This window comes from Pseudomonas sp. PS01300 (genome assembly GCF_029960155.1).
Classification (GTDB): domain Bacteria; phylum Pseudomonadota; class Gammaproteobacteria; order Pseudomonadales; family Pseudomonadaceae; genus Aquipseudomonas; species Aquipseudomonas palmensis.
Genome location: NZ_JASCPN010000003.1, coordinates 54385 through 69577 on the forward strand (window position 1 = coordinate 54385; position 15193 = coordinate 69577).

The following is a 15193-nucleotide window of genomic DNA, read 5'->3' on the forward strand; positions in this document are numbered from 1 at the left end:
GGCAATCACGGTGCAATGAGAACGCCCCGGCCGGTCAGGGTCGGGGCGTGGCACTTACTTGATGCGCTGACCCGGCTTGGCGCCGCTGTCAGGGCTGAGCAGGTAGATCTCCTCGCCGCCAGGGCCTGCGGCCATGACCATCCCCTCGCTCACGCCAAAGCGCATTTTGCGTGGCTTGAGGTTGGCGATCATCATGGTCAGACGACCTTCCAGCTTGCTCGGGTCCGGGTAGGCGGACTTGATGCCGGAGAACACGTTGCGCTGCTCGTCACCGATGTCCAGGGTCAGTCGCAGCAGCTTGTCGGCCCCTTCCACGGCTTCGGCCTTGAGAATCAGCGCTACCCGCAGGTCGACGGCGGCAAAGGTGTCGAAGTCGATCTCGGCCGACAGCGGGTCCTTGGTCAGCTCGCCGTTGCCGGTGACCACGCTGGTCTGGCTGGCGGCCAGGTCCTGCTTGGAAGCGTCGACCATGGCTTGCACCTTGACCGGGTCGATGCGGGTCATCAATGCCTTGAACGGGTTCAGCTGGTGGTTCTCGAGACGGCTCAGGTGGTCGTTCCAGGTCAGCGGCGCGACGTTCAGGAACGCCTCGGCATCGCTGGCCAGTTGCGGCAGCACCGGCTTGAGGAAGATCACCAGCTGGCGGAACAGGTTGATGCCCTGGGCGCACACGGCCTGCACTTCGTCCTGCTTGCCTTCCTGCTTGGCCAGCGACCACGGGGCCTTGTCGGCGATCCAGGCGTTGGCGCGGTCGGCCAGGCCCATGATTTCGCGCATCGCACGGGCGAAGTCGCGGCCTTCGTAGGCGTCGGCGATACCCGGTGCCGCAGCCAGGAAGGCTTCGGTCAGCTCCGGTGCGGCGTCGCCGGCCACCATCACGCCGCCGTTGCCCTTGTGGATGAACCCTGCGCAGCGGCTGGCGATGTTGACCACCTTGCCGATCAGGTCCGAGTTGACCTTCTGCACGAAGTCTTCCAGGTTCAGGTCCAGGTCATCCACGCCACGGCCCAGCTTGGCCGCGTAGTAGTAGCGCAGGTATTCCGGCGACAGGTGGTCGAGGTAGGTGCGCGCCTTGATGAAGGTGCCACGAGACTTGGACATCTTCTGGCCGTTGACCGTCAGGTAGCCGTGCACGTTGATTGCGGTCGGCTTGCGGTAGCCGGCGCCTTCGAGCATGGCAGGCCAGAACAGCGCGTGGAAGTTGACGATGTCCTTGCCGATGAAGTGGTACAGCTCGGCGCTGGAGTCTTTTTTCCAGTAGGCGTCGAAGTCCAGTTCCGGCGTGCGGTCGCACAGGTTCTTGAAGCTGGCCATGTAGCCGATCGGCGCGTCCAGCCACACATAGAAGTACTTGCCCGGCTCGCCCGGGATCTCGAAGCCGAAGTACGGCGCATCACGGGAGATGTCCCATTCCTGCAGGCCGGAATCCAGCCATTCGGCCAACTTGTTGGCCACGGCGTCCTGCAGTGTGCCGCTGCGGGTCCACTGCTGCAGCATGGCCTGGAAGTCGGGCAGCTTGAAGAAGAAGTGCTGGGAGTCCCTGAGCACCGGGGTGGCGCCGGAGATGGCCGACTTGGGGTTCTTCAGTTCGGTCGGCGCGTAGGTGGCGCCGCATTTTTCGCAGTTGTCGCCATACTGGTCGTCGGCCGCGCATTTGGGGCAGGTGCCCTTGATGAAGCGGTCGGCCAGGAACATCTGCTTGTCGGGGTCGAAATACTGGGTGACCGAGCGCGTGGCGATATGCCCGGCGTCACGCAGTTTCAGGTAGATCTGGCTCGACAGCTCGCGGTTTTCGTCGGCGTGGGTCGAATGATAGTTGTCGAACTCCACCAGAAAGTCGGCAAAGTCGCCGCAGTGCTCGGCCTGCACGTTCGCGATCAGTTGCTCGGGGGTAATGCCTTCTTTCTCGGCGCGCAGCATGATCGCCGAACCGTGCGCGTCGTCGGCGCACACGTAGGTGCACTGGTTGCCGCGGTACTTCTGGAAGCGCACCCACATGTCTGTCTGAACGTACTCGAGCATGTGGCCAAGGTGGATCGACCCGTTGGCATAGGGCAGGGCGCTGGTGACGAGAATCTGGCGTGGCTCGGACATGGGGGCTCGGCTACTTTCGGCTACAGGGTATGAACGGTGATCGGCCACTATAAAACGATGGGAAATATATTTCACCCCATGGACGTATCTGCCGTTGTTTCACGGGTTAGCATAGCGACCTGTTTCATTCAGTCTTTTATCGGGAGTCTCCATGAGCGCCGTCACTCGCGCAGCGGTTGAAACCGTCCTTCGCCAATACACCGACCCTTACCTGAACCAGGACCCGGTCAGCGCCGGGTGTGTGCGCAGCATCGATATCCAGGGCGACCGGGTCAGCGTGGCCCTGGAGCTGGGCTATGCCGCCGGCCTGTTCAAGAACGGCTGGGCCCAGGTGCTGCAGACCGCCGTCGAGGGGATCGAGGGCGTGGCCTCGGCACAGGTCGAGATCACCTGTGTGATCGCCGCGCACAAGGCCCAGGCGCAGATTCCGGGCCTGGCCAACGTCAAGAACATCGTGGCCGTGGCCTCGGGCAAGGGCGGTGTGGGCAAGTCCACCACCGCCGCCAACCTGGCCCTGGCCCTGGCCCGTGAAGGGGCGCGGGTGGGTATCCTGGATGCCGACATCTATGGCCCCAGCCAGGGCGTGATGTTCGGTATCGCCGAAGGGACCCGGCCGCAGATCCGCGACCAGAAGTGGTTCGTGCCGTTGCGTGCGCATGGCGTGGAAGTCATGTCGATGGCGTTTCTTACCGACGACAACACGCCGATGGTATGGCGTGGCCCGATGGTCTCCGGCGCGTTGCTGCAACTGGTGACCCAGACCGCCTGGGACAACCTCGACTACCTGGTGATCGACATGCCGCCGGGCACCGGCGACATCCAGCTGACCCTGGCGCAGAAGGTGCCGGTGGCCGGTTCGGTGATCGTGACCACGCCGCAGGACCTTGCGCTGCTGGACGCGAAAAAGGGTGTGGAGATGTTCCGCAAGGTGAATATCCCGGTGCTGGGCGTGGTCGAGAACATGGCCGTGCATATCTGCTCGAACTGCGGGCATGCCGAGCACCTGTTCGGTGAAGGTGGTGGCGAGAAGCTGGCGGCGCAGTACGGTGTGGAGCTGCTGGCTTCGCTGCCCCTGTCGATGCTGATTCGCGAGCAGGCCGACAGCGGCAAGCCGACCGCGATTGCCGAGCCTGAAAGCCAGATTGCCATGGTGTACCAGGAACTGGCACGGCAGGTGGGGGCGCGCATCGTGCTGCAGGAAGCGGCGGCGCCGGCGATGCCCAATATCACCATCAGCGAAGACTGAGTCGATACCCTCGCCTGTGTAGGAGCCGGCGTTGTCGGCGAAGGGCCCACTGCTTCACCAGGCAGGCACTGCGGTGTTGCCTTCGCCGGCAACGCCGGCTCCTACGGGCAGCCCCACCGGCAAGGCAAAAAAAAGCCCCGCCGGTGAGGGCAGGGCTTTTTTCAAGCAGTGAAGCGCAAGTTAGATAACTTGTACTTCTTCAGCTTGCATGCCTTTCTGGCCGCGGGTAGCGACGAAAGAGACCTGCTGGCCTTCTTTCAGGCTTTTGAAGCCGTCAGCTTGAATGGCTTTGAAGTGTACGAACAGGTCGTCACCGGATTGTGGGGTGATGAAGCCGAAGCCTTTTTCATCGTTGAACCACTTAACGGTACCGGTTTGGCGATTGGACATGGTCTGTCTCCTTGGACAAAGTTAATTACGGCTCAGGAAACGCCCTGGCCGAGACTGAGTGCAAAGAGGCAGAAAATTCATGAAGATGGGTTGATCGAGATCTTGCATCAGGTAGAGATTCTCAGTGACACGTGCAGCACAGTGGCGTCACCATAACCCTTTTTCCAGAACGTGCCAATGGTCTTGTTCAGCTTTCGTGCAATTCAAGACTGACGGCGCCGCGATACCCCGCGCGGGGCCCGTATGACGCGGATCTTGCCGCCAACACCGCACGGAACTTTGAACCCGGCGCCGGGCCCGGTAAGATGCCCCACAGAATTTCTTCACCACGCTATTTCAGGACACCCGCCATGAGCATCAAATCGGACAAGTGGATTCGCCGCATGGCGCAGGAACACGGCATGATCGAGCCCTTCGTCGAGCGTCAGGTACGCGGCGAAAGCGACAACCGGCTGATCTCCTTCGGCGTCTCCAGCTACGGCTACGACGTGCGCTGCGCCGACGAGTTCAAGGTGTTCACCAACATCAATTCGGCCACCGTCGATCCGAAAAACTTCGACGCCGGCAGCTTCGTCGACGTCAAGAGCGACGTGTGCATCATCCCGCCCAACTCCTTCGCCCTGGCGCGCACCGTCGAGTACTTCCGCATCCCGCGCAACGTGCTGACCATCTGCCTGGGCAAGAGCACCTATGCCCGTTGCGGCATCATCGTCAACGTCACCCCGCTCGAGCCGGAGTGGGAAGGCCACGTGACCCTGGAGTTCTCCAACACCACCACCCTGCCGGCCAAGATCTACGCCAACGAAGGCGTGGCGCAGATGCTGTTCCTGGAGTCCGACGAAGAGTGCGAAGTGTCCTATAAGGACCGCGGCGGCAAGTACCAGGGCCAGCGTGGTGTGACCCTGCCGCGCACCTGAGCCGACGAAGCGAGGGAATTACTCGCCGGCAAGGCACTCCAAGCAGATGAACCGTCCCGGCACGCCAGGAGGCGTGTCGGACTTCGCTCAGGAGCCGCCTATGAAACTCGACCCTTCAATCAGCGCCAAACTTGCCGTGCTGCAGCCCAATCAGATCGGGCTGGTGGCCTGGTCATTGCTTGCGCAGCCGCCACTGATGCAGGCCGGTGGCGTCCCCGGCCAGCCTGGCCCGGACACCCCGTCGCCGGCGCAGCCAGGCGATAACCCGCCGATGGAACCGGGTGAACCCACACTCCCTGATGAACCGCCACCGGCACCGGTTGCCTGAGCCTAGGGCTTGACCGGCCATACCTGCGCGTCTGCCGTCAGGTACACGCGCTCACCCGGCTGAGGCTGCACTGCCCAGCCGCCGGTGAAGTCCCCGAAGGCCGGCAGCAGGCCGAGCCGTTCGCCGATCACGAAGCAGGGCAGGCGCAGGCGTTGCCGCGCGCGCCCCCGCAGCACATACACCGGGTGTACGTGGCCGGCCAGCACCAGGTGCGTGGCATGGGGCTCGGGCTCGTGCTGCAAGGCGAACGGCCCCAGCAGCAGCGGGCCGTCCAGCACGTCGATGCGCAGCCCTTCGGGCGGGTCGCCGGCATGCAGGTCGTGGTTGCCGCGTATCAGCGTGATCTTCAGCCGGGCGTGCTCCTCCCGCCATTGCCGCACGCGTTCCAGCGTGGCCGCGGCGCGGCCGGTGCGTGCGTGCAGAAAGTCGCCCAGCACGATCAGCTCTTCGCACGGGTAGCTGGTCAGCAGCCGGTCCAGGCGTTGCAGGGTCGATTGCGTGGTGCCGCGGGGCACGGGCAGGTGCTGGGCGCGAAATGCCGCCGCCTTGCCGATATGCACATCGGCCACCAGCATCACCCTGCGCGCCGGCCAGTACAGCGCCTTGTCCCCCAGCAGCCAGAGCTGCTCGCCCTGTACGTCGATGTTCAGGCAGTGACTCATTCAGCGCTCCCGGCTCGCGGCCTTTTCCAAGTCGGCGACCATGCGGGCGATGCGGTCGGCGAGCTTTTCCGTGCTCAGGGTTTCGCGCATGCCTTCCACCAGCAGCGGAAAGGCCAGCGGGCCCGGGCGCGCAAGCGGCTGCAGATGCAGGCGCAAACCGCCCAGCCGGCTCAGTACCTGCGCCAGCCGGTCGATCTCAAGCTCTGCGTTCAGCACCTCGTCACGGGCCTGGCCCAGCAGCAGGTTGCCCGCGTCGTGCTGGCGGAACACCTCGAAGAACAGGCCGCTGGACGCCTGGATCTGCCGGGTGCTCTTGTGCGAGCCGGGATAGCCGCCGAACACCAGCCCGGAGATCTGCGCGATTTCGCGAAAACGGCGCATGGCCATTTCGCCGGCATTCAGGCTGGCCAGCACGTCCTCGAGCAGTTCATCGGGGCTCAGCAGGTCCGGCAGCATGGCCGCCCACGGCACTTCGCCAGGGCACAGCAGTTCCAGGCCATAGTCGTTCACCGCAATCGAGAAACTCGCCGGCTGGCTGCGGCTGTAGCGCCACGCCAGCAGGCTGGCCAGCCCAAGGTGGGTGGTGCGCCCGGCAAATGGATAGAGAAACAGATGGCAGCCCTGACGCGAGGTCCAGGTCTCGGCCAGCAGCATGTCGTGGGTGGGGATCACCGACCAGCGCCGCTGCAGCTCCAGCAATGGCTTGACCGCCTGCATGGCCGGCCCGTGGTAGCGACCGTGCGCGGCGCTGTCGAGCTGCTCGACCACGGCCCTTGCCAGCTCGCTGGAAAGCGGCATGCGCCCGCCGTTCCAGCGTGGCACGGCAGGTTTGCGCGCGGTGCTGCGACGCACATAGGCGGTCATGTTGTCGATGCGCACCAGCTCCAGCGTGCGCCCGGCGAACAGGAAGGCATCGCCCGGGCGCAGGCGGGCAACGAAGGCTTCCTCGACACTGCCCAGGTTGCGCCCGCCGCCTCCCTTGCTCCAGAACTTCAGCTGGATGCTCGCATCGCTGACGATGGTGCCGATGCCCATGCGGTGGCGGCGCGCCAGGCGTGCGTTGGCCACCCGCCATACCCCGTCCGGCGCTTCGATGACCCGGTGATAGTCAGGGTAGGCGCCCAGCGAGGCACCGCCGTTGCGCACGAATTCCAGCGCCCATTGCCACTGTTCGTCGCGCAGGTGCCGATAGGCCCAGGTGCTGCGCACTTCCTCGAGCAGTTGCGGGGGGCGAAACCCGGCCCCCAGGGCCATGCTCACCAGGTGCTGCACCAGCACATCCATGCACAGCGCCGGAGAGCGCCTTGCCTCTATCTGGCGTGCTGCCACGGCCTCGCGGGCGGCGGCGGCCTCCACCAGCTCCAGGCTGTGGGTCGGTACCAGGGTCACCCGCGAAGGGCGGCCCGGCGCGTGCCCCGAGCGCCCGGCGCGCTGCATCAGACGCGCCACGCCCTTGGCCGAGCCGATCTGCAACACCCGTTCGACGGGCAGAAAATCCACCCCCAGGTCGAGGCTTGAGGTACATACCACTGCCTTGAGCTGGCCCTGTTTCAGGCTCTGCTCGACCCAGTTGCGGGTTTCGCGGGCCAGCGAGGCGTGATGCAGGGCAATGATGCCGGCCCAGTCGGGGCGCGCCTCCAGCAGCGCCTGATACCACAGCTCGGCCTGGGCGCGGGTGTTGGTGAACACCAGGCAACTGCTGCTGCGCGCCACCTCATCGCGCACCTGCGCGAGCATCTTGAGCCCCATGTGCCCGGCCCAGGGGAAGCGCTCGATGGCTTCGGGCAGCAGGGTATCGACCTCGATGCGCTTGTCCTGGCGGCCTTGCACCAGGCATCCGCCCTCGGGCAGCAGCACGTCGCGGGCATGCTCCAGGTTGCCCAGGGTGGCCGAGATGCCCCATACGATCAGGCCCGGGTGCCAGCGGCGCAGGCGCGCCAGGGCCAACTGCAGTTGTACACCGCGCTTGTTGCCGAGCAGCTCGTGCCATTCGTCCACCACCACCAGGCGCAGGCTGGCGAACTCGCTCTGCGCCGCATCGCGGGTCAGCAGCAGGGTCAGGCTTTCGGGGGTGGTGATCAGGGCACTGGGCAGGCGCCGGCTCTGGCGGGCACGCTCGGCGCTGGAGGTGTCGCCGCTGCGCACGCCCAGGCTCCAGTGAATCTGCAACGCGTCCAGTGGCGCCTGCAAGGCCCGCGCGGTATCGGCGGCCAGGGCGCGCATGGGGGTGATCCACAGCACTTGCAGCGGTGCCGGGTGCTTGGCGCGTGGCGTGTCCTGGGCATGGAGGTGTTGCAGCGCGGCCAGCCACAGGGCGTAGGTTTTGCCGGCGCCGGTGCTGGCATGCAGCAACCCGGATTCGCCGCGGACGACGGCGGCCCACACGCGCTTCTGAAAGGCGAAGGGCTTCCAGCCACGGGTGGCAAACCAGGGGCCAGCAAGGTCGGACGGTTTACGCATGCCGGGGCCGCTTGTGGGCAGTGGGTGTGTCTTCACAGACCATCAATGCCCGGCATTAGTTTTAGCGGGTGACAATCGTCGGGTTATTTGAGGTTGCCACTCAGGAACTGGCGCAGCCGCTCGCTCCTGGGGTTGCCCAGCACATCGGCCGGTGCGCCCTGTTCCTCCACCAGCCCCTGATGCAGGAACAGCACCTGGCTCGATACCTGCCGTGCAAAGCTCATTTCGTGGGTCACCATGATCATGGTGCGGCCTTCCTCGGCCAGCCCCTGGATCACCCGCAGCACTTCCCCCACCAGCTCCGGGTCCAGCGCCGAAGTCGGCTCGTCGAACAGCATCACCTCCGGCTCCATTGCCAGCGCCCGCGCGATCGCCACCCGCTGCTGCTGGCCACCGGACAGGAACGCCGGGTACTGGTCTGCCACCCGGGGCGCCAGGCCTACCTTGTCCAGGTAGGCACGTGCCCGTTCCTCGGCCTCGTGCCGGCTTACCCCCAGCACCCGGCGCGGCGCCATGCTGATGTTCTCCAGCACGCTCAGGTGGCTCCACAGGTTGAAATGCTGGAACACCATGGCCAGGCGCGTGCGGATACGCTGCAGCTCGTCGGCATCGGCCACGCGCAGGCCGTGGCGGTCTTGCACCATGCGCACCGGCTGGCCGTCCAGGGTCATGCTGCCCTCGTCGGGCTGTTCGAGAAAATTGATGCAGCGCAGAAAGGTGCTCTTGCCCGAGCCACTGGCGCCGATCAGGCTGATCACGTCGCCGGTGCTGGCCTGCAGTGAAACGCCCTTGAGCACATGGTGCTCGCCGTAGCGCTTGTGCAGGCCTTCGATGGTCAGTTTGTACATGCACGGCCCCTCATGGCGATAACAGGTAGCCGCTGCGGTACGGCTGGTTGCCCGCCACATGCGCAATCACCATGCCAGCGGTGGCCATGCGTCGCAGCGAGCGGGCATACAGCAGCCCGGCCTGCTGGTTGTATACCGGGGTCACGCGGTCGCTGAGCGGGTCGATCACCTCGGCGATCAGTTGCCCGGCCTGCACCGGCTGGCCCGGGGTGACATGAAACACCAGCAGGCCGCCCAGCGGCGTGGCCACCGGTTCGACCGCCGCCAGCGGTGTGGCCGGGTAGGGCAGGGGCGGCAAGGGGGCGGCCTCGCCTTCGATGGCACCGAAACGGGTCAGGTAGTTCAGGATCGCCTCGCAGTCGGTGCTGGCCAGCGGGTGGCTCACATCGCCCTGACCGCGCAGCTCCACCGTCACCGAAAAGCTGCCCTGGGGGATGGGAAACTGCTTGGCAAAGCGTTGCTGCAGCTGCCACCACACCAGGGTGAAACACTCATCGAACGACTGCCCGCCCGAATCGGTGGCCAGCAGGCTGGCCTGGGCCCCGAGGTAGCGCGACAGCGCCTCGACCCGGGGCCAGGCTTCCGGGGTGGTGTACAGGTGCGCGACGGCCTCGAAGTCGCAGTGCAGGTCCAGCACCATGTCGGCATCGCAGGCCAGGCGTTGCAGTACCAGGCGCTGGGATTGCAGCGGGGTGGCGGCGGGCTGCGCGTCCAGCGCCCGGCGCATACACTCGCGAATCAGCTCGACGTTGTGCCGCGGGTCCTGGGTCAGGTGCGCCTCGATCTGGTCACCGATGGTGTCGCTCAGGTCGACGAAGTGGCGGTTGAAGTTCTCGCCGCTCTGCAGCTCGAAACGCCCCAGCGGCACGTCCATCAGCACCTGTTCCAGGCCCACCGGGTTGGCGATGGGCACCAGCACGATCTCGTGGCGCAGGCGGCCGTGGCTCTGCAATTCGCCCAGGCGTTGCTTGAGGTGCCAGGCCACCAGCATGCCGGGCAGCTCGTCGGCATGCAGCGAAGCCTGGATATAGACCTTGCCGGCACCGCGCGGGCCGAAGTGGAAGCTGTGGATCTGGCGGCAAATCCCCGGCACCGGGGCCAGGATGTCGTGGGTCTTGTGGTGCATGAACGGTCCTAGTGTGCGGGGCCGAGGAAGGCCAGCCAGCGTCGTTCGGCCAGGCGGAACAGGCCCACCAGTGCGAAGGTCACGCACAGGTAGATGATGGCGGCCGTACCGAACGACTGAAAGGTCAGAAAGGTGGCCGAGTTGGCGTCGCGGGCGACCTTGAGGATGTCCGGCACGGTGGCGGTGAAGGCCACGGTGGTCGAGTGCAGCATCAGGATCACCTCATTGCTGTAGTACGGCAGCGAGCGGCGCAACGCGGACGGCATGATGATATAAGCATAAAGTTTCCAGCCGCGCAGGCCGTAGGCCCTGGCTGCTTCGACTTCACCGTGGTGCATGCTGCGGATGGCGCCGGCGAAGATCTCGGTGGTGTAGGCGCAGGTGTTCAGGGCAAAGGCCAGGATGGTGCAGTTCATGGCGTCGCGAAAGAAGCTGTCGAGCAGCGGTTGCCCGCGCACCACCTCCAGGCTGTAGATGCCGGTGTAGCAGATCAGCAACTGGATATACAGCGGCGTGCCGCGAAACAGGTAGGTGTAGAACTGCACTGGCCAGCGCACCCACAGGCGCCGTGACACCCGTGCAATCGACAGCGGGATCGATACCACGAAGCCGATCAGCAGCGAGGCGCTGAGCAGCCACATCGTCATCGCCAGCCCGGTGATGTGGGTGCCGTCGGTATAGAGGAACGCGCGCCAGTATTCCTGCAGCAGCTCGATCATCGCAGTGCCTCCCGGGTGCCGACGTTGTAGCGCCGTTCGAGCCAGCGCAGGGCCACGTTCGAGGCGCTGGTGATCAGCAGGTAGATGAAGGCCGCCACCACCAGAAAGTAGAACAGCTGGTAGCTGCTCTTGCCGGCATCCTGGGCGGCCTTGACCAGGTCGGCCAGGCCGATGATCGACACCAGCGCGGTGGCCTTGAGCATCACCATCCAGTTGTTGCCGATGCCCGGCAGGGCGAAGCGCATCATCTGCGGGAACACCACGAAGCGAAACCGCTGAAAGCGCTTGAGGCCATAGGCGGTGGCCGCTTCGACCTGGCCGCGCGGCACCGCGAGGATCGCGCCGCGAAAGGTCTCGGTGAAATAGGCACCGTAGATGAAGCCCAGGGTGATGACCCCGGCAGCGAAGGGGTTGATCTCGATGTAGTCCCACTCCATTGCGTCGGTCAGGCTGGTGAGCCCGGTCTGCAGGCTGTAGAAGATCAACAGCATCAGCACCAGGTCGGGCACCCCGCGGATCAGCGTGGTGTAGAGCTGCGCGGGGATGCGCAGCAGCGGCAACGCGGAGAGCTTGGCGCTGGCGCCGAGCAGGCCCAGGCCGACGCTGACCAGCAGCGACATGAAGGACAGTTGCAGGGTCATCCAGGTGCCTTGCAGCAGCAGCGGGCCGAAGCCCCTGAGGCTGAAGGCGCCAAGGCCCAGGTGTTGCAGGAGGTCGTCAAGCATGGGGCGAGCCTGTGCGGGTGGGACCTTGGGTACGCAGTGCGTCAGCTCTTGCACGCACCGCGTACCCGTGTAGGAGCCGGCCTTGCCGGCGAAGAGGCCGGCCCTACTTGCCGCTGTACAGGTTCAGATCACCAAAGTGCTTCTTCTGGATGTCGGCATAGGTGCCATCATCGTGTAACGCTTTGATACCTTTGTTCAGCAAGGCCTTCAGCTCGCTGTTACCTTTCTTAATGCCCACTGCCGTCTTCGACGGCAGCAATTCGCTGTCCACCGGTTGGCTCACTTCGTAGCCCGCGCCCTGTGGCGATTTCAGAAAGCCCAGTTCGGCCTGCAGCATGTCCTGGATCGAGGCGTCCAGGCGTCCCGAAATCAGGTCGGCATACACCTGGTCCTGGTTCTGGTAGGCCTGGGTCTTGACCCCGGCCTTGTCCAGCACGGCCTTGGCATAGGCTTCCTGGATGGTGCCCTGCTCATAGCCGACGGTCTTGCCCTTGAGCGAGGCCGGGTCGGCGCTCATGCCTGCACCTTTTTTGAACACCAGTGCGGTAGGCCCGGAGAACAGCTCGTCAGAGAAGTCGATGACCTTCTCCCGCGCCGGGGTCACCGTCATGGACGAGATCACGCCGTCGAACTTGTTGGCCTTGAGGCCCGGAACCATGCCGTCGAAGTCGCTCTCGACCCACCTGCACTTGACCTTGAGCTCGGCGCAGATCGCGTTGCCCAGGTCGATGTCGAAGCCCACCAGGCTGCCGTCGGCGGCCTTGGACTCGAAAGGGGCGTAGGAGGGATCGACGCCGAAGCGCAGTTCCTTGTAGTCCTTGGCCAGGGTGTTGCCCGCAGCCAGGCACAGCGCCAGAGCAGACAGCGTCAGCAGAGCTTTTTTCATGGTGTGGTCCTTCAAGCGCAAGTGATGGGTGGCTGCGCAGCGTTACCGCTGGCCGCTCGACATCAAGCTCACAGCAATTTCCGCACCATAGTCCCAATTGCTGCGTTTCGCTTACCCCAGCAGCGACTGCAACGTGGCCAGGTCGTCTGCTTCGTCCACCGGTTTGTCCAGGCGCCAGCGCAGCATCCGCGGGAAGCGCACCGCAATCCCGCTCTTGTGGCGCTTGGACAGTGCGATGCCCTCGAAGCCGAGTTCGAACACCAGCGTCGGGGTCACGCTGCGTACCGGACCGAAGGTTTCCACGGTGGTCTTGCGGATGATTGCATCAACCTTGCGCATCTCTTCGTCGCTGAGCCCTGAATACGCCTTGGCAAAGGGCACAAGGCTGCGCTGCGGGCTGCCGGCGGGGGCGTCCCACACCGCAAAGGTGTAGTCGCTGTACAGGCTGGCGCGCCGGCCATGTCCGCGCTGGGCATAGATCAGCACCGCGTCCACGCTGAACGGGTCGATTTTCCACTTCCACCACACCCCCATGTCCTTGGTGCGGCCCACCCCGTACAGGGCGTCGCGGGCCTTGAGCATCAGGCCCTCGACCCCCAGGCTGCGCGATGCCTCGCGCTGGGCGGCAAGCTCGGCCCAGGTGTCGCCCTGCAGCACCGGCGACAGGCGCAGCGCCGGGTGCGCAGTGGTCTGAACCAGCGCCTCCAGCTGCGCCCGGCGCTCGGCCTGCGGGCGGCTGCGCCAGTCGGCCCCCTGCCATTCGAGCAGGTCGTAGCCCAACAGCGCCACTGGCGCATCGGCCAGGATCTTCTTGCCCAGGGTCTTGCGCCCGATGCGCTGCTGCAGCAGGGCGAAGGGCTGCACGCCGTCGCGCCACACCACGATCTCGCCGTCCACCACGCAGCCATCGGGCAGCACGGCGGCCAGCGCCTGCAGTTCGGGGAAGCGCTCGGTCAGCAGCTCCTCGCCGCGTGACCACACCCACAGCTGGCCCTCGCGCTTGACCACCTGCGCACGGATGCCGTCCCACTTCCATTCCGCCTGCCAGGCCTGGGGCGGGCCGAGCAGGGCGTCGAACTGGTCCACCGGCTGTTGCAGCGCATGGGCCAGAAAGAACGGGTACGGCTGGCCGCCGCGCTGGGCATGTTCGTCTTCGGACTCGGCCGCGATCAGCTTGAGGTAGCCCTGGGCCGTGGGGCGATGCGACAGATCGGTGTAGCCCACCAGGCGCTGGGCCACGCGCTTGCTGTCGATGTCGGCCAGTTGCGCCAGGGCGCGGGTGACCAGCAGCTTCGACACGCCGACACGAAAGCTGCCGGTGACCAGCTTCAGGCACACCAGCAGGCTCTGCCGGTCGAGCTGTGCCCACAGGGGCGGCAGGCGCTGCGCCAGGGTTTCGGGCGGCAGTCCGCGCAGCGGCAGCAGGCAATCCTCGACCCAGTAGGCCAGGCCCGCGTCGCTGCTGTGGGCGGCTTCGGGCAGCAGCAGCGAAAAGGTCTCGGCCAGGTCGCCCACGGCCTGGTAGCTCTCCTCGAACAACCAGTCGGGCAAACCCGACAGGCTGATTGCCAGTTCGCGCAGCAGCCGTGTGGGTACCAGCTGGCGCGGCCGCCCGCCGGCCAGGAAGTACACCGCCCAGGCGGCGTCTGCGGGGCTGGCGCTGGCGAAGTAGCGCACCAGTGCATCGCGCTTGGCGTTGCTCGAGGTGGTGGCGTCGAGCTGGCCGTAGAGTTCGGCGAAGGCCTTCATGCGCTGGCCTCGGTCGGGGCGCCTTCATCCTCGTCACCGTATTCGGTGACGAACGCCTGGGCATCCAGCCCGCGCTCGCACAGGTAGCGCACCAGCACGGCCACCGAGCCGTGGGTCACCATCACCCGCTGCGCCCCGGTCTGTTCGATGGCCCATAGCAGGCCGGGCCAGTCGGCGTGGTCGGAGAGCACGAAGCCGCGGTCCACCCCGCGCCGGCGCCGGGTGCCGCGCAGGCGCATCCAGCCGCTGGCGAAGGCGTCGCTGTAGTCGCCGAAGCGGCGCATCCAGCTGCTGCCGGCCGCCGAGGGCGGGGCCAGGATCAGCGCCTGGCGCATGCGTGGGTCGTGCTTGTCCATCTCGCTGGCATGCAGCGTGGCGGGCAGGGCGACACCCGCTTCGCGGTATACCCGGTTCAGCGGCTCGACCGCGCCATGCACCAGGATCGGCCCCAGGCTCGGGTCCAGGCCATGCAGGATGCGCTGCGCCTTGCCGAACGAATAGCAGAACAGCACGCTGGCCTTGCCCAGTGCGATGTTCTCGCGCCACCACGCATTGATCTGGTCGAAGATCTGCTGCTGGGGCTCCCAGCGGTAGATCGGCAGGCCGAAGGTCGACTCGGTGATGAAGGTGTGGCAGCGCACCGGTTCGAACGGTGCGCAGGTGCCATCGGGTTCGACCTTGTAGTCGCCGGACGCCACCCACACCTCGCCGCGATACTCCAGGCGCACCTGGGCCGAGCCCAGCACATGGCCGGCCGGGTGCAAGCTCAGGGTCACCCCGCCGTGGTCCAGGCGCTGGCCGTAGTCGAGGGTCTGCAGGTTGATGTCGGCGCCCAGGCGGCTGCGCAGGATGCCCGCGCCGGGGCTGGCGGTGAGGTAGTGGCGGTTGCCGTTGCGGGCGTGGTCGCCATGGCCGTGGGTGATCACCGCACGTTCAACGGGGCGCCACGGGTCGATGTAGAAATCCCCGGGTGGGCAATACAATCCTTCGGGTCGTGCAATCACCAGGTCCATGCCAAGGCCGCTGCGCTGGGGGTTTAACCT

The 15193-nt window shown here is 65.8% G+C and carries 14 protein-coding genes; 3 read left to right on the plus strand and 11 right to left on the minus strand.

Annotation, left to right across the window (positions count from 1 at the left end; genetic code table 11):
* Positions 1-54 precede the first annotated feature (54 nt).
* Entirely contained in the window at positions 55-2094 is a 2040-nt protein-coding gene (metG, locus tag QMX96_RS02605) for a methionine--tRNA ligase (protein ID WP_274096761.1), read from the minus strand.
* Positions 2095-2245: 151 nt separating this feature from the next.
* Here metG and apbC point away from each other — a divergent pair, with 151 nt between their 5' ends.
* The gene (apbC, locus tag QMX96_RS02610; RefSeq protein WP_058540969.1) at positions 2246-3340 is read left to right on the plus strand and encodes an iron-sulfur cluster carrier protein ApbC; all 1095 of its coding nucleotides are present in this window, start codon (positions 2246-2248) and stop codon (positions 3338-3340) included.
* A gap of 180 nt (positions 3341-3520) precedes the next feature.
* Here apbC and QMX96_RS02615 read toward each other — a convergent pair whose 3' ends face one another.
* Entirely contained in the window at positions 3521-3730 is a 210-nt protein-coding gene (locus QMX96_RS02615) for a cold-shock protein (protein ID WP_008365925.1), read from the minus strand.
* A gap of 350 nt (positions 3731-4080) precedes the next feature.
* Between QMX96_RS02615 and dcd the strand changes: the two genes are divergently transcribed.
* Both dcd and QMX96_RS02625 read left to right on the plus strand, forming a co-directional pair.
* Positions 4081-4647, plus strand: a complete 567-nt coding sequence (gene dcd, locus QMX96_RS02620; protein ID WP_028943496.1) for a dCTP deaminase — start codon at positions 4081-4083, stop codon at positions 4645-4647.
* A 100-nt stretch (positions 4648-4747) separates the two neighbouring features.
* The gene (locus QMX96_RS02625; RefSeq protein ID WP_043861959.1) at positions 4748-4975 is read left to right on the plus strand and encodes a hypothetical protein; all 228 of its coding nucleotides are present in this window, start codon (positions 4748-4750) and stop codon (positions 4973-4975) included.
* A 2-nt stretch (positions 4976-4977) separates the two neighbouring features.
* Here QMX96_RS02625 and pdeM read toward each other — a convergent pair whose 3' ends face one another.
* The 9 genes from pdeM to QMX96_RS02670 form a co-directional block, all read right to left on the minus strand.
* Positions 4978-5637 (minus strand): ligase-associated DNA damage response endonuclease PdeM, encoded by a 660-nt coding sequence (gene pdeM / locus QMX96_RS02630; protein ID WP_116052164.1) that lies wholly within the window; start codon positions 5635-5637, stop codon positions 4978-4980.
* A complete protein-coding gene (locus QMX96_RS02635) occupies positions 5638-8097 on the minus strand; it encodes a ligase-associated DNA damage response DEXH box helicase (protein WP_282361152.1) in 2460 nt (819 codons plus the stop codon).
* An 83-nt stretch (positions 8098-8180) separates the two neighbouring features.
* Positions 8181-8945: an ATP-binding cassette domain-containing protein gene (locus QMX96_RS02640; protein ID WP_210014245.1), complete on the minus strand. Its 765-nt coding sequence runs from the start codon at positions 8943-8945 to the stop codon at positions 8181-8183.
* Between the two features lie 10 nt (positions 8946-8955).
* On the minus strand, positions 8956-10071 hold the full coding sequence (locus tag QMX96_RS02645; RefSeq protein WP_282361153.1) for a succinylglutamate desuccinylase/aspartoacylase family protein: 1116 nt from the start codon (positions 10069-10071) through the stop codon (positions 8956-8958).
* Positions 10072-10079: 8 nt separating this feature from the next.
* Entirely contained in the window at positions 10080-10790 is a 711-nt protein-coding gene (locus QMX96_RS02650) for an ABC transporter permease (RefSeq protein ID WP_043861955.1), read from the minus strand.
* Complete coding sequence (locus QMX96_RS02655; RefSeq protein ID WP_043861954.1) at positions 10787-11515, minus strand: ABC transporter permease; 729 nt, start codon at positions 11513-11515, stop codon at positions 10787-10789. The genes QMX96_RS02650 and QMX96_RS02655 overlap by 4 nt, the downstream gene beginning before the upstream one ends.
* Before the next feature lie 103 nt (positions 11516-11618).
* Positions 11619-12401: a transporter substrate-binding domain-containing protein gene (locus QMX96_RS02660; RefSeq protein ID WP_043861953.1), complete on the minus strand. Its 783-nt coding sequence runs from the start codon at positions 12399-12401 to the stop codon at positions 11619-11621.
* A 111-nt stretch (positions 12402-12512) separates the two neighbouring features.
* The gene (locus QMX96_RS02665; RefSeq protein WP_282361154.1) at positions 12513-14150 is read right to left on the minus strand and encodes an ATP-dependent DNA ligase; all 1638 of its coding nucleotides are present in this window, start codon (positions 14148-14150) and stop codon (positions 12513-12515) included.
* Complete coding sequence (locus QMX96_RS02670) at positions 14147-15163, minus strand: ligase-associated DNA damage response exonuclease (RefSeq protein WP_054914740.1); 1017 nt, start codon at positions 15161-15163, stop codon at positions 14147-14149. Before QMX96_RS02670 ends, QMX96_RS02665 begins: the two co-directional genes overlap by 4 nt.
* Between the last annotated feature and the right edge of the window lie 30 nt (positions 15164-15193).

Excerpts from the sequence above, each read along its gene's own strand:
- QMX96_RS02625 (WP_043861959.1), top strand. The coding sequence starts at position 4,748 with ATGAAACTCGACCCTTCAATCAGCGCCAAACTTGCCGTGCTGCAGCCC.
- QMX96_RS02665 (WP_282361154.1), bottom strand. The coding sequence starts at position 14,150 with ATGAAGGCCTTCGCCGAACTCTACGGCCAGCTCGACGCCACCACCTCG.
- QMX96_RS02635 (WP_282361152.1), bottom strand. The coding sequence starts at position 8,097 with ATGCGTAAACCGTCCGACCTTGCTGGCCCCTGGTTTGCCACCCGTGGC.
- QMX96_RS02660 (WP_043861953.1), bottom strand. The coding sequence starts at position 12,401 with ATGAAAAAAGCTCTGCTGACGCTGTCTGCTCTGGCGCTGTGCCTGGCT.
- dcd (WP_028943496.1), top strand. The coding sequence starts at position 4,081 with ATGAGCATCAAATCGGACAAGTGGATTCGCCGCATGGCGCAGGAACAC.
- apbC (WP_058540969.1), top strand. The coding sequence starts at position 2,246 with ATGAGCGCCGTCACTCGCGCAGCGGTTGAAACCGTCCTTCGCCAATAC.
- pdeM (WP_116052164.1), bottom strand. The coding sequence starts at position 5,637 with ATGAGTCACTGCCTGAACATCGACGTACAGGGCGAGCAGCTCTGGCTG.
- metG (WP_274096761.1), bottom strand. The coding sequence starts at position 2,094 with ATGTCCGAGCCACGCCAGATTCTCGTCACCAGCGCCCTGCCCTATGCC.
- QMX96_RS02640 (WP_210014245.1), bottom strand. The coding sequence starts at position 8,945 with ATGTACAAACTGACCATCGAAGGCCTGCACAAGCGCTACGGCGAGCAC.
- QMX96_RS02655 (WP_043861954.1), bottom strand. The coding sequence starts at position 11,515 with ATGCTTGACGACCTCCTGCAACACCTGGGCCTTGGCGCCTTCAGCCTC.
- QMX96_RS02650 (WP_043861955.1), bottom strand. The coding sequence starts at position 10,790 with ATGATCGAGCTGCTGCAGGAATACTGGCGCGCGTTCCTCTATACCGAC.
- QMX96_RS02645 (WP_282361153.1), bottom strand. The coding sequence starts at position 10,071 with ATGCACCACAAGACCCACGACATCCTGGCCCCGGTGCCGGGGATTTGC.
- QMX96_RS02670 (WP_054914740.1), bottom strand. The coding sequence starts at position 15,163 with ATGGACCTGGTGATTGCACGACCCGAAGGATTGTATTGCCCACCCGGG.
- QMX96_RS02615 (WP_008365925.1), bottom strand. The coding sequence starts at position 3,730 with ATGTCCAATCGCCAAACCGGTACCGTTAAGTGGTTCAACGATGAAAAA.